Below are 12,022 nucleotides of genomic sequence, written 5' to 3'. Positions count from 1 at the left end.
GCCGGTGCTCAGCGCACCGGCCCCGGCCCGCACCCCCAACCCGCCGAGCAACGCCGACCGGAAGGCACCCCACGATGGCCCTGGCCGTATCCCGCGACGCACAGATCGCCGCCCTCTACGAGAAGCTGCACGCCCGCTCCGCGATCCTGTCCGGCCTCACCCCCGGCAGCCACGCCCACGCCGGAATCCAGGCCGAGTGCGACGCCATCTACGCCGAGATACGGCGCCTGGAGTCCACCACCAGCATCTCGCCGAAGGCCGTCCTCATCGCAGCCGCCGTGCTCCTGCTGATCCTCTGGAGCGCCCTCCACTGACGTCCGGGCATTGACGCTGCCCACCACCACGCCCGTCCCTCCGGCCAGCCAGGCCGGGGCGGCGGGCGTCGTGGTGCGCGGCGCGGCCACCCGGCCGGACTACCCCATGCGAGATCGCTCGCACTCCCCTGACCGGAAGGCACCCGATGGAGACCAACGAGACCACCCCGGCCGAGCCGCAGTACCGCGCGAACCTCTCCGACCTCGAACCCCTCGCCGCCCGATGGGCCGCCAGGCGCGACGGCCGACCCATGCCGCCCCTGGACCAGGCCGGCCGCCAGGCCCTCATCCGCACTCTCACCGAAGCCGCCGCCCGAGGCGCCGCCGCCAACCCCGAGGCCGCCCGCCTTGCCCAGGCCCGTGCCGACGAGCTGCGCGCCGGGTTGGACTGACCGCCGTCCCGGGCGCTGACGCTGCCCACCACCACGCCCGTCCCTCCGGCCAGCCAGGCCGGGGCGGCGGGCGTCGTGGTGCGCGGCGCGGCCACCCGGCCGAGCCCGCACCAGATGCACGGAGCCACCGTTCATGACCCTCTCTCCCGACCTGCCCGCGCTGCGTGCCGCCGCCCAGCGCGAGATCGAGCGGCACGCCGACCGGCCGCTGCCCGGCACCTGGCGCCTGGCCCGCCTGGACGACCTGCCCGCCATCGCCCCGACCTGCGACCAGGACCACCGGGGCCGCGCCCCGATCCACCCCGGCGTCGACGGCCTGTACGACTGCTGCCCCCAGCCGTGGATCCGCATCGGCGTCCTCCAAGTCGCCGACCTCCTCCTGGCCCTCCTCAACCAGCCGGCCCCCACCCCGGCCGCGGCCGGGCCGGAGCCGGTGAGCGACGACCCCACCGGCGCCTGGATCTGACCGCCCCGCACCCCGCACACCGCCACCGGAAGGACACCCCGAGATGACCGCCACCGCCCGCACCCGACTGCTCGCCACCGCCCTGGACACCACCGACAGCACCGCCACCGTCGTCGCCGGAGCCGCCGCCGGCCTCGCCACCTACCGCGCCCTGCACGGCCGCCCCATCGAGACCCGCCTCACCCTCACCGCGGCCGCCGCAGCCCTCGCCCTCTGCCTCGCCGACCAGGCCACCACCCTGCTCCGCCGCCCCCTGCGCGGCCGCCTCGGCCTGCCCGCCTACGGCTACACCGCCAACGCAACCATCACCCCGGCCGCGATCCCCTCGCCGGCCCGGCTCACGACGGAAGCCGCCGCCGACGCCGCACACCGCGCCGCCACCCGCGCCCACGCCCTCGACCACGGCTCCGGCAGCCTCACCCAGGCCGCCAACTGGGAGGGTCAGCCCGACGGCACCGCCACCTGCCAGCTCACCCCCGACGCCCACCTGCTGTGCGTCCCCGCCCCCAGCGACCGCTACGGCGCCGGAGCCCGCACCTACCACTTGGTCGCCGACGGCGAGCACCCGATCGAGATCCACACCCTCGCCGAACTCGTAGCCCTCCTCGACCGCCCCGCCGAGGCCGGCACCCTCGACCCGGAGACCGACGACGACGAAGACGAGCACTACCGCGACGAGGACCAGTACGGCGACCAGGAGCCGGACGACCACAGCGACCTGGACGACGAGGACGACCAGGACCCCGAAGCCCGCGACGCTCACTTCGTGACCGCCTACTCCGAGGAGCCGCCCTTCTAACACCGCTGCGCCCGACGACCCGACAACGCCCTGGCCCGCACCAGCCGATCGGGCGCGGACGGCGCCCTGGGTGAGGGAGGCGAGCGAGGCGGCGAGGACGGGGCCGTCGACCCTGGGCCAACGGTTCGCTGTAGGCACGGATAAGGCCCGCCCCCGTTCCCGGGGGCGGGCCTTCTCGCGTTTCTGGGCCGACGTCGCGCTTGCCGGTCTTTACGGAGTAAAGCTGGCCTTCGTCAGCCCCATCCCGGCGGCGATCTCCCGGTACTGCAGCGAGGGCTCGCTCCGGGGTGCGTAGAGCGGGACGGGCGTCTGCGCCGAGTACGCCTCCGGCACCTTGATGCTGCGCCGGACGGACGGGGTCAGGACCAGCTCGCCGTAGGCCTCGCGCAGCTGCTCCTCGGCATCGGTGTACGCCTTGCCCTGGCTCTTGTCGGAGACAGATTCTCCTATCACGATCCAGTCGATGCCGAGCTGTACGCCGAGGGCGGCGAACGCCGCGTTCATCTCGGTGAGAGTGGCTTCCAGCTCGGTCAGGGCGCGAGCTTCCTTCTCCTGGGACTTCACGCAGGCCATCACCTCCACGTCCTTCGACGCGAGGAGGGCGCCCTTCGTGGTGAGCTTGAGGTCGCCAGGGCAGTCGATGAAGATGACGTGGAAGCGGCCGAGTGCGCCCTGGACGATGCGCTGGAGCCAAAGCTCGCGGAGCATGGCCCCAGACAGCTTGTCGTCGAGTTCCTTCAGGCGGCGGGAGCCGGGGACGAACCACAAGTTCGGGATGACCAGGCCGCCCTCGCCCTGGCGGGCGGGGATGATCGCTTCGTCGAGGGTGGCGATGCCGTCGACGACGTCGAAGAGCGTGGCGATGTCCTCGTTTGCGTCCGGGTCGTCGCAGCCGAGCAGGTGGGCCAGGTCGCGTTGGCTGTCGGCCTCGATGGCCAGGACGTCCAGGCCCTCCTCGGCGGCGATGGCTGCGAGCGCGGCCACCGTGGTGGTCTTCACCGATCCGCCCGACTCGTTGACAGCCACGATGATGCGGGTCTCGTGGCCGACGTTGGCCGGCAGTTCGGGGAGGGTGTTGCCGCCCTCTTCGGCGTCAAGATTGTCGGTGCTCATCGTTCCGGTCTCCGGTCTTTACGGCGTAAAAGCGGGGTCGCCCAGCAGTTTCTGCTCATCCGCGGTCGCCTCGTAGCCGACGTGCGCGACCAGCCAGCCGACATACTCCCGCACCGGGACGCCCTCGACCAACGTGCTCGCCAGTTCGCACCGTGCCAGGGCCAGGGCCAGCGCGGCCTGGCGCGGCTCCTCGCCGACCACCGCATGGAAGGTGTCGCCCGCGCCCACGGCGGCGAGCCACTCGGCCGCGAGCGCCTGAGCGCTCCCGGGATCCACCGCCACCTGGAGCGCTGCGAGGACCACTGCCGTGTCGTCCGCGGGCTCCCCGGTGAGAGCTTCCTGGCACGCCGTCCTACGGGCAGTCGAACTCTCCGACGGTTGCTGCTGCCCGCCCTGATGCGGGACCGTGGCCGCCTTCTTCTTGGCGGCCGCCCGCCCCTTCGGCTTCTCGCCCGCCTTCTTCTTCTCAGCGGCTTCGGTGAGCTGTGCGGCCCGGGCCGCGCGCTGCGCGGCGTGGTCCTTGGTCTTGCCGAGCTCTCGCGCGTCCTCGATCTTCAGCTTCCCGGCCCGGAGCTCGTCCTGGAGCTCCGGGGCGAGGTTGCCAAGGCGGCGGCGCTGCGAGACCCAGCCCTCGCTCTTGCCGAGCGCCGTGGCCACCGCCGCGTAGGTGTCGAGCAGGCCCTTCAAGGTCTCGATCGTCTCGAGCTCCTCCAGCGGCGCCAAGTCTTCGCGCTGGATGTTCTCCGCCAAGGCAAGGACCAGGATGTCGGTGCGGGTCGTCGCGGTGGTGTTGATGGTGATCGGCACCTGGGTCAGCCCGGCGATCGGCGCGGCCGCCAGGCGACGGTTCCCGTTGACCACCACGAACAAGGTCGGGGCGACCGTGGCGGCATACTCCGGGAAGGCGGCCACGAACGTGGTACCGGGGATCACCGTCAGGGCCTGCGCGACACCGCTGCGCCGGAAGCTGTCAGCCAGCTCGTCCAGCTTCGTCAGGTCGTTGCGTGGGTTCGCCGGGTTCGGCGCCAGCTCCCCGAGTTCTGCGGTCACCTTCGGGCCTGCGGCTTCCTGCTGCTGCTGACGCAGACGTCGGCGTTCGGCGAGGGACAAGTTGTTCTGCAGGCCAGGGGTAGACACGGCGTCTCCGGGGTCGGGGGAGTGTACGGACTGGAGACTACCGCTGGGCACGGCGCAGGCTGGGAAGGTGGTGGCTTTACGGAGTAAAGATGCCCTCGCGCCCGCGCCTCGCTCGCCGGCCTTTACGGGGTAAAGCAGCCAGCCGCCCCATGTGGCGAGGGCTGGCGGCCGGGGAGGTGGCGATGACCCACCCGGCAGCTTGTGCGACTGGCGCCCAGCCCGGCGAGCCGTTGCGACCAGCTCCCGCAGGACATGGCTGGGAAGTTTGTTCCGTTCATCCGGCTCGCCCAGTGCGCCTTGGAGAGGTCCGCGGCCCTATCCGCCAGGTAGAAGCCGGAAGACCCGTGGACTGGGGTGAGTCGGTCGCACCCCGGCCCACGGACGGTCGCGCCAGGGCATCATCAGGCCATGACTCCCTCACCCGGCGAGATCGAAGCCGTCCGCACTCCCGCCCGCGGCTAGACCCGCGTGCAGCTCGCGGCCTGGGGCGTGCCGTGGTCGCCACCCAAGGGCTGGAAGCAGGAGCTCGCCGACCGCTGGGAGGCCGAGCAGGCCGCCGAGAACTGATGCGGGTGCGGCCGCGCACAACCACGATCGGGGTCGATACATCGGACCGCGTCCCGGGGTGTCCCGCTCTGCAGTAAGGGAAGTGCCGCTTCAGCGGACGGACACCGGCCGGGGCAGCAGTTCCTGGAGTAGGGCTGCGGTTTCCGCTTCCATGTCGATGTCGCCGAGTTTGTGGTTGATCCTGGCGAGGACAGCTGCGCTGGAGCGGAGCGCGTCGATGTCGCCGGCCGCGTGGTGGGCGCGGAACAGGCAGCGGTGCAGTACCTCGTTCTCCTCGCCGGCGAGGAGGCCCTGGCGGGCGGCCCAGAGGGATCCGGTGGTGTCGCCGGCGTCGAGGCGGCGGGTGGACAGCTCGTGTGCGGCTCGGGTGATCTCGGAGACCATGCCCTGGATCGCGTACTCGGCCCAGGAGTAGCGGCCGGGGTCGATTCCGGTGAACGGCCGGCCGCGGACCAGTGCGAGTGCGCGGCGCAGGGCGAGGTCGCCGTCCTCGCCGGGGTCTGCGAGGCCGGTGCGGGTGTGCTGCTGGAAGGTGGTCCAGTCGCAGGTGACGGTGCGGGCGAGGCGGTAGCGGTTGTCGCCGGTGTCCTGGATGCGTGGCATGTAGGCGTTGCCGTTGGGGTCGGTGCCGAGCCAGGATCGGGCGCGGCTGATGACGGCGTTGCGGACCTGCTTGCTGACGATCTGTCCGGGCCACAGGGCGGCGTCGACGGCGTGGTGGTCGCCGCCGGGGTTGAGGGCGAGGTAGGTGATCAGCTCGGTGGCGCTGCGGCGGCGGTTGGAGTCGATCCGGCCGGTGGCGCCTTCGACGGCGATGGGTCCGAGCAGCAGGACGGTCGGCCCGTCGGCGGCGGCCGGGGGCGTGCAGGGTTCGGCAAGTGGTGCGGTGCGCGGCTGCGCCGGTGCCGCCACGGCGGCGGTTGCCACGGGTGGCAGCGTCGGGGTGGGCAGGATCGCATGGGCTTCGGTGGTGGTGGCCGGCTCGTCCGGTTCGGCCAGGAGGTCGGCGAGCGAGGGGCCGCCGGCTTCCGCGTGCCCGGCCTCGGGGTCCTTGGTGAGCGAGGGCGGTGGACCGGCCGGCGATGCGGTATCGGGGCCGTCGGTCGCTGCCGCTGTGTCGTCCAGGATGTCCTGCTCGAGGTCTGCGTACTCGGCGGGCAGACCGTCGTCGAGGCGGCCGGGTGCCGTCTCGGGCTCGGTCGTGGGCTCGTCGGGCTCGGGCTCGAGGATCCAGCCGGGCACCGGAGCATCGACGGTGCTGGAGGCAAGGGTGAGGATGTCGAGGGCGTCGCTGAAGTGCTCGTCGGTCAGGCCTTGGAGATGGACCGGCAGGCCCGAGCCGGGAAGGATGACGGCTTCGCCGGGGCCGTGGCAGTTCAGGGTCCAGCCGTCGGAGGCCACCGTGCTGGTGGTGGTGATGACGGCCGCGGCGGTGCGGGGCCGGTGGGTCAGGGCGCTGACGAGCCGATCGGTGTCCGGGCCGGCGGGCAGGTCCTGGGCCAGGAGGATGTGCGGGGTCCAGGAGTCGCAGGCGGTGTCGCCGAGCCGGGCGGTCCTGGGGGAGTCGGCGCCGATCGCGGTCAGCGCACGGCGCTGGTCGGTGGTGTGGGCGACAAGGCCGTCCACGGCCTGGGCCAGGTCGGTGATGCGGACGACCCGTTCGGGGGCGGCTGTCTCGAGGCCGGTGCTGGTGGTGCCCAGCGCGGTGATCTCCAGGTGCGAGGGGATCGGGGTGGTGGCGAGTTCGACGGCGAGGGCCTGCAGAACCTGCCGGGTCTGGGTGGCGTCGCCCGCCAGGTGCAGCACGCCGACGTGTTCCAGGTCGACCAGGACGAGCCTGTTGTCGGTGTCCCAGCCGATGGAGACGAGCGCCGGGTAGGGGGCGTCCGCGCCTCGCAGGTCGTCCCCGCTTCGAAGGTCCGGGCTGCTGGCGGAGCAGGTCCACACCTGGTCGCGTCCGGCCGAGGCCGTGAACGGCTTCATCGGTGCCGGCTGGCCGACGGCGGCGGCTTGGCCGAGGTGGAGTTCGACGCGGGTCTCGCTCAGGGCGACGGCCTCCACGACGGGCAGCTCCCGTCCGGCGGCGGTGAGGTTCAGCGCGAGGGTGCGCAGGGCCTGGTCCAGCAGGTCGAAGCCGGCGGGCCGCTGAGAGGCACGCAGGGACTGTTCGGTGGCGGCCGCGCGGCCGGTGGGCAGTGGGATGTGCCGTCCGGGCCGCAGCCGGCGCTGCTGCAGGCGCCGCCGGAGCGCGACCGTGCCGATGAGAGCGGCGGCCAGGGCGCCGGCTCCGAGCCAGATCTCGGCGGGGGCGAGCGCGTGCTCCTGGCCGGCCTGCAGCTGCTCGGAGGCGGACGTCGCCGACGGCCCGGAGCTCTGGGAAGGGACGCTGGGCGAGGAGAACGCGGGGGAGCTGTCCGGCGACGGCGTGGCGGCCGCCGGCGATGCCGGTGTGGACGTCTGCGGTGCGGCGGTGGCCTGCCTGTCGCCCTGAGGCTGGCCGCCCGTCACGGGTGCCTGATCGGGAACCGTGTCGGGTTGCGCGGGAGCCTGGTCCTCGGCCGGGGCCGCAGGCCCGCCGTCGACGGCCGCCGGGGTCCGGGCTTCGGCGGCTGCTGGCACGTCGAGTTCCTGGCCGGGGTAGATCACATCGGGGTTGGTGAAGCGCCGGCCGCCGGGCTGCGCTTCGCCCTGGTTGGCGTCGAAGATGGCTGGCCACTGGGTGGGGTCGCCGTACGCAGTGCCTGCGATGGACCAGAGGCTGTCGCCTTCCTGGACGGTGACGTGTGTCGACCGGGTGGCCGGCTCGGGGGCGGGGCTGCTTTCGGGGGTGGCGGTTGCCTTCGGGGGTGGGGCCGGTGCGGGGGCGGGTAGCTTGACGACGGCGCCTTGGGGCAGCGGGTGGTCGGCGGAGATCTGCGGGATGTCGGGGTTGAGCGCGGCGATGTCCGGCCAGCGCTGGCCGTCGCCCAGGGCGCTGACGGCCAGGTCCCACGGTGTCTCGGTCGGGGAGCGGACGGTGTGGGTGGGCCAGGTGGCATCCGGTCCGGCGGCAGCCGTTCCGCCGCCGAGTGTGGTCGTGCCGGTCGTCTCGGCGGCGGTCGTGGTGGCCGGGGGAGCGGGGGCGGCGTTCCGGCCGGGCTGTTGCAGGGTCAGGTCGGGACCGTGGGCGTCGTCGGGCAGCAGGAGGGTCCAGCCGGCCTGTACGGAGTCGGCGTCGAACTCGGTCCCGTCGCCCATCGTGCGGCCTGCGTTGAGGTGGGCGATGTCCTTCCAGCGGGTGCCGTCGCCGAGGTGCTGCTGGGCGATGCTCCACAGGCTGTCGCGGTCCTTCACCGTGTACCGGACGTGCTGATCGGTGCCGGCCGTCTCGGACGGGGTCCCGGTGACCGCGGCGGCGGTGGCGGTGTGGTCGACGGTGATCGGGGCGCTGCTGGTGATCAGGGGCCGGGCGGTCGCGGCGTGCGCGGGTGCCGGGGCGGCCAGAGCGCTGGTGGCCGGCAGGGCGAGCAGGATGGCGCCGATCAGGAACGCGGCGAGGCGCTGGGGCGCGCCGAGGGCGGGCAGCCGCACGCCCGGCCGGCCGGAGAGCTGGGAGGGGATCTCCAGCAGGACGCACAGCGCGAAGCCGGCCCAGCCGGCCCAGCCGGCCGCGGTCAGGCAGGCGAGCAGGGGGGTGGAGACGTTCTGCCGCTGCGTGAACAGACCCGTCAGCTCGGCGCCGCCGATGCCGTGGGGCAGCAGGGTGGTGGTGAACAGCCACAGCAGCGCGGGCAGGCCGGCGAGGAGCGCCAGCAGGACCGCGAGGGCGCAGGCGGCGCGCAGCGCGGCGGCCAGGCGCCGGCCGGCGGTCCGGGAGGGGGCGGTCATGTCTGTCAGCCTTCCGGTGCGGTGACGCCGTGCAGGAGTTCGGCGCTGGCGTGGCCTTCGGCGCTGAGCGAGGTGACGCCGATGACCTGGAGGAACAGGGTGGGGTGGTCGGTGGTGACGGTGACGGTGATGCTCAGGCCGTCGGCGCTGGGTGTGGCGGTGCCGGTGGCGTGCGCGCGGGCGAGGTAGTCGTCGGCGGCGGCCGCGGCTCGGGCCGGGTCGAGGGCGATCGCGGTGCCGGGGATGGCCTTGGTCGGGTCGACGGCCTGGGCGCCGGCGCGGGCGGCTTCGGCGGCGAGGGCGTCCGCTGCTTCGACGGCGCGGAGCTTGCCTCCCAGGTCGACCACGAGGCCGATCATGAGGAGGGCGCCGGCCAGCACGGTGACCCACCACAGGGTGATGCTGCCCTGGTCCCTGGCGTGGGTGGGTGGGGGAGTGGTCATCAGGGGCGGGACCTCCAGCGGTCGATGACGGAGGTGAACGTGCCGGTCATCCGCTTGTCGCCGTCGACGGGCAGCCCGAGGTCGGACAGCGTGAGGTCGCAGGTCACGGTCGCGGTCACGGCGCCGTACTGGCCGAGCGGCGCGGAGAAGCCGGAGGTGTCGACCTGGACGTCGACCTTCGCGCAGTGCAGGCGCTGGTCGGCGAAGGTCTGCGTGGCGGCGGCCCGGGCCCGCTCGCCGGCCTCGTCGGCGGTGCGGGCGAGGGAGGCTTCCCGGGCGGCGTCGGCGGCCGCGGCGTCGACGGCGTTGCCGGCCATGATGATCCGCCCTCCGGTCATCGCGAGGGCGATCAGGATGATGGCCGCCGGGACCCAGATGGTGAACTCGACGGCGGCGCTGCCGCGGTCGGACGGTGCACGGCCTGCGGCGCGGAGCAGGGGGCGGGGGCGGCGCTCGGTCACGGGGTGGTCCACCTCTCGACGGGACCGCTGGCGCTCTCGGTGACGGTGATGGTGAGGCCGAGCACGGACGCGGCCCGGCCGCGGACGGTGATGCGGACCTGCTGTGCGGTGGAGCCGCCGGTGCTGACCTCGGTGTGGGTGATGGTGCCGTCGAACCGGCCCAGCACCGACTGGGCGCGGCCGACGCCTTCCTCGGGGCCGGCGCCGTACCCGCGGGCACCGGCGACGCCTTCGCGGGCGGCGGTCTGCGCGGCCTGGTGGGCGAGGTAGACGTTGCAGGTGTCGACGAGCATCAGCAGCAGCATGAGAGCGGCCGGGAAGCAGATGATCATTTGCAGGCTGGCGTCGCCGGTGTCGGACCCCCGCCGCAGCGCTCGCCGACGGACCCGGTCGGCGTGCGCACGGACGGCGACGCGGACGGCCATGAGTGTCAGAGGCCCTTCATGTCCGACAGGTGCTTGTCGGCGAGCGCGTTGAAAACGGCGAGCGCGGCGACCGCGAAGACGACGGACCCGACGATCCAGATGACCGTCGGGATGTTGATGTCGCCGCGATCCGGCTCGCCGCGCAGCGCCTCGACGCGGGTGTGCAGGTGCCGCGAGGCGCGGGAGGTCAGCTGGCGGACGCCGACCGCGAAGCGCAGCGCGGTGTCGTTGATGCTGGACATGGTGGTGGTCCTTTCGCAGTGGGAACAGGCCGGTGGGGCGGGCTACATGAGCAGGATTCGGAACGTCACGGGGAACGCGAAGAACACGAGCAGGACCATCGAGAGCAGGGTGACGGGCACGGCCATGCCCTCGGTGGCGGCGTTCGCGCGGGCCTGCTCGGCGGCGGCGAGCTCGTTGCTGACGCTCTCCGCGCGGGCCCGCAGCGTCTCGTAGATCGCTGCGCCGTCGCGGCCGGACATGCTGACGATGTCGGCGATGTCCTCGGCGGCGGGGATGCCGAGGTCGCGGCCGAGGGTGCGCAGGCCTTCCCATGGGGGTTCGCGGTCCAGGCGGGCGCGCAGCAGGGCCTGCTGTATCCGGCGGAAGACCCAGCCGTCGGCGATCTCCGAGGGGCGTTCCAGGGAGTCTTGGGCGCCGGCGTCGGAGGCGCGTTCCATGGCGGCGAGTTCCATGTAGGCGGCGAGGGCGGCGGTGGCCTCCTCGCGGGCGCGTTTGGCCTTGTCGCGCAGGGCGAGGTCCGGCAGGATCCAGCCGCCCGCTGCGACGACGGGGCCGGTGGCGGCCGGGAGGGCGAAGCTGATGCTCCAGCCGCCCAGGATGAGGATGCCGGTCAGCAGCGAGGGCAGGAGCAGGCCGCCGAGCGCGAGGGCGGCCTTCGTGGTGAGGAACGCTGCCGGTGTCTGCCCGACCAGGTCGAGGTTGCGCAGCGGCAGGCGCAGTTGGGCGGCGAACCGGTCGGCGGCCGCGGCGGCGGCGCGTTCCCACCGCGGTGCGGTGCTCTCCCTCTCGTGGTCGTGCCGTGCGGCCGGGGTGCGGCCCTCGACGCGTTCCAGGGCGCCGCCCAGATCCGGCGGGGCGGGGATGATCTCGCGCAGCAGCAGGGCCAGTCCGATGCCGACGACGGCGCCGGCCAGGATCGCGTACGGGGTCACCGGGCACCCGCCTTCGCGGCCGGGCCCGCCGGGATGGTGCCCGCCGGTGATGCGGCGGGGCGCGGTCCGGCGCCCGCGGAGGCCGGGGTGTCCTCGAGGAAGCCGGGCAGCTGCCGGGTGGTGCCCAGGCGGTGCATCCAGGTGAACAGGCCGGCGACGGCGGCGAGCAGGGCCAGCATCACGACCATTCCGGGCAGGGTGTTGTAGGGGGCGACGTAGGAGCGGTTGAACGAGAATCCGGTGATCACCAGGGCGGTGATGCAGGAGATCCAGCGGGCGGTGGTGCGGGACTTGGCGCGGTCGGCCTCGACGTCCTGGCGACGTCGTACGACGTCGGCGGTGCGGGTGCCGAGATCGGACAGGACCTGCGCGAGGCCCGGGCCGCGGTCGCGGATGCGCAGCGCGAGCGCGGCCGCCACCAGGTCGGCCCGCGGGTCGCCGAGTTCCCGGGCGAAGGCCTTCAGCGCATCCTTGGCGTCCCACCGTGCCTGCAGCCGGGCCGCGAGGTCGGCGACCTCGCGGGCGATCGGCGCCGGGGTGGTGCGCAGCGAGGCGCTGATCGCCTCCTCGATGCCGGTACCGACGCGCACCAGGTCGCCCAGGCGCTTGGTCCACTGGGCGAGGGCGTCCAGGCGCTCGATCTGCTCGGCGGCGGCCTTGTTCGGGGCGAGCAGCCAGGGCAGGAACCACACCGCGGAGGAGATCACCAGGGCGGAGGGCAGCCAGCCGGTCAGCAGCCAGGTGAGGACGAACGCGCCCACACCGGCCACGACTTGCAGGCGCTGTCGGCGCCGGGCTTTGGGCGGGCTGACTCGCGCGGGGCGGGCGGCGGGGCGGGGCGGCGCGTCGGTGCCGCGGACGCC

At 73.6% G+C, this 12,022-nt stretch carries 13 protein-coding genes; 4 read left to right on the top strand and 9 right to left on the bottom strand.

The genetic code is table 11. The features are described 5' to 3' along the window. Positions 1 to 74: 74 nt before the first annotated feature. From AB0K43_RS30730 to AB0K43_RS30715, 4 genes are all read left to right on the top strand, one after another. Complete coding sequence (locus AB0K43_RS30730) at positions 75 to 314, top strand: hypothetical protein (RefSeq protein ID WP_363645579.1); 240 nt, start codon at positions 75 to 77, stop codon at positions 312 to 314. A 146-nt stretch (positions 315 to 460) separates the two neighbouring features. Next, positions 461 to 706 carry a hypothetical protein gene (locus AB0K43_RS30725; protein ID WP_363645577.1) on the top strand — a complete coding sequence of 82 codons (246 nt, stop codon included), beginning with the start codon at positions 461 to 463 and terminating at the stop codon, positions 704 to 706. Between the two features lie 133 nt (positions 707 to 839). Continuing rightward, positions 840 to 1,172 carry a hypothetical protein gene (locus AB0K43_RS30720; protein WP_363645575.1) on the top strand — a complete coding sequence of 111 codons (333 nt, stop codon included), beginning with the start codon at positions 840 to 842 and terminating at the stop codon, positions 1,170 to 1,172. Positions 1,173 to 1,215: 43 nt separating this feature from the next. Beyond that, entirely contained in the window at positions 1,216 to 1,971 is a 756-nt protein-coding gene (locus AB0K43_RS30715; RefSeq protein WP_363645573.1) for a hypothetical protein, read from the top strand. A gap of 210 nt (positions 1,972 to 2,181) precedes the next feature. Here the strand turns inward: AB0K43_RS30715 and AB0K43_RS30710 are convergent, their stop codons facing one another. The 9 genes from AB0K43_RS30710 to AB0K43_RS30670 all read right to left on the bottom strand — a co-directional run. After that, entirely contained in the window at positions 2,182 to 3,084 is a 903-nt protein-coding gene (locus AB0K43_RS30710) for a ParA family protein (protein ID WP_363645571.1), read from the bottom strand. 18 nt (positions 3,085 to 3,102) lie between these two features. Then, on the bottom strand, positions 3,103 to 4,221 hold the full coding sequence (locus tag AB0K43_RS30705; RefSeq protein ID WP_363645569.1) for a ParB/RepB/Spo0J family partition protein: 1,119 nt from the start codon (positions 4,219 to 4,221) through the stop codon (positions 3,103 to 3,105). 657 nt (positions 4,222 to 4,878) lie between these two features. Beyond that, positions 4,879 to 8,655, bottom strand: a complete 3,777-nt coding sequence (locus AB0K43_RS30700) for a LysM peptidoglycan-binding domain-containing protein (protein WP_363645567.1) — start codon at positions 8,653 to 8,655, stop codon at positions 4,879 to 4,881. Positions 8,656 to 8,660: 5 nt separating this feature from the next. Continuing rightward, positions 8,661 to 9,098, bottom strand: coding sequence for a pilus assembly protein TadG-related protein (locus tag AB0K43_RS30695; RefSeq protein WP_363645565.1), 438 nt, complete (start codon positions 9,096 to 9,098; stop codon positions 8,661 to 8,663). Next, positions 9,098 to 9,559, bottom strand: coding sequence for a TadE/TadG family type IV pilus assembly protein (locus AB0K43_RS30690; protein WP_363645563.1), 462 nt, complete (start codon positions 9,557 to 9,559; stop codon positions 9,098 to 9,100). The genes AB0K43_RS30695 and AB0K43_RS30690 overlap by 1 nt, the downstream gene beginning before the upstream one ends. Further along, positions 9,556 to 9,984: a TadE/TadG family type IV pilus assembly protein gene (locus tag AB0K43_RS30685; protein ID WP_363645561.1), complete on the bottom strand. Its 429-nt coding sequence runs from the start codon at positions 9,982 to 9,984 to the stop codon at positions 9,556 to 9,558. The genes AB0K43_RS30690 and AB0K43_RS30685 overlap by 4 nt, the downstream gene beginning before the upstream one ends. 5 nt (positions 9,985 to 9,989) lie before the next feature. Next, complete coding sequence (locus tag AB0K43_RS30680) at positions 9,990 to 10,226, bottom strand: hypothetical protein (protein WP_363645559.1); 237 nt, start codon at positions 10,224 to 10,226, stop codon at positions 9,990 to 9,992. 42 nt (positions 10,227 to 10,268) lie between these two features. Beyond that, the gene (locus AB0K43_RS30675) at positions 10,269 to 11,159 is read right to left on the bottom strand and encodes a hypothetical protein (RefSeq protein ID WP_363645557.1); all 891 of its coding nucleotides are present in this window, start codon (positions 11,157 to 11,159) and stop codon (positions 10,269 to 10,271) included. Beyond that, on the bottom strand, positions 11,156 to 12,022 hold an 867-nt coding region (locus AB0K43_RS30670), incomplete at its 5' end, for a type II secretion system F family protein (protein WP_363645555.1). The genes AB0K43_RS30670 and AB0K43_RS30675, both read right to left, overlap by 4 nt.

The sequence above is a fragment of the Kitasatospora sp. NPDC049258 genome (assembly GCF_040678895.1).
Classification (GTDB): domain Bacteria; phylum Actinomycetota; class Actinomycetes; order Streptomycetales; family Streptomycetaceae; genus Kitasatospora.
This window is presented reverse-complemented; position numbering and strand designations above follow the sequence as displayed.

What these genes read in the sequence shown, in the direction of transcription:
- AB0K43_RS30730 (WP_363645579.1), top strand. Translation starts at nt 75, where the DNA reads ATGGCCCTGGCCGTATCCCGCGACGCACAGATCGCCGCCCTCTACGAG.
- AB0K43_RS30725 (WP_363645577.1), top strand. Translation starts at nt 461, where the DNA reads ATGGAGACCAACGAGACCACCCCGGCCGAGCCGCAGTACCGCGCGAAC.
- AB0K43_RS30720 (WP_363645575.1), top strand. Translation starts at nt 840, where the DNA reads ATGACCCTCTCTCCCGACCTGCCCGCGCTGCGTGCCGCCGCCCAGCGC.
- AB0K43_RS30715 (WP_363645573.1), top strand. Translation starts at nt 1,216, where the DNA reads ATGACCGCCACCGCCCGCACCCGACTGCTCGCCACCGCCCTGGACACC.
- AB0K43_RS30710 (WP_363645571.1), bottom strand. Translation starts at nt 3,084, where the DNA reads ATGAGCACCGACAATCTTGACGCCGAAGAGGGCGGCAACACCCTCCCC.
- AB0K43_RS30700 (WP_363645567.1), bottom strand. Translation starts at nt 8,655, where the DNA reads ATGACCGCCCCCTCCCGGACCGCCGGCCGGCGCCTGGCCGCCGCGCTG.
- AB0K43_RS30695 (WP_363645565.1), bottom strand. Translation starts at nt 9,098, where the DNA reads ATGACCACTCCCCCACCCACCCACGCCAGGGACCAGGGCAGCATCACC.
- AB0K43_RS30685 (WP_363645561.1), bottom strand. Translation starts at nt 9,984, where the DNA reads ATGGCCGTCCGCGTCGCCGTCCGTGCGCACGCCGACCGGGTCCGTCGG.
- AB0K43_RS30680 (WP_363645559.1), bottom strand. Translation starts at nt 10,226, where the DNA reads ATGTCCAGCATCAACGACACCGCGCTGCGCTTCGCGGTCGGCGTCCGC.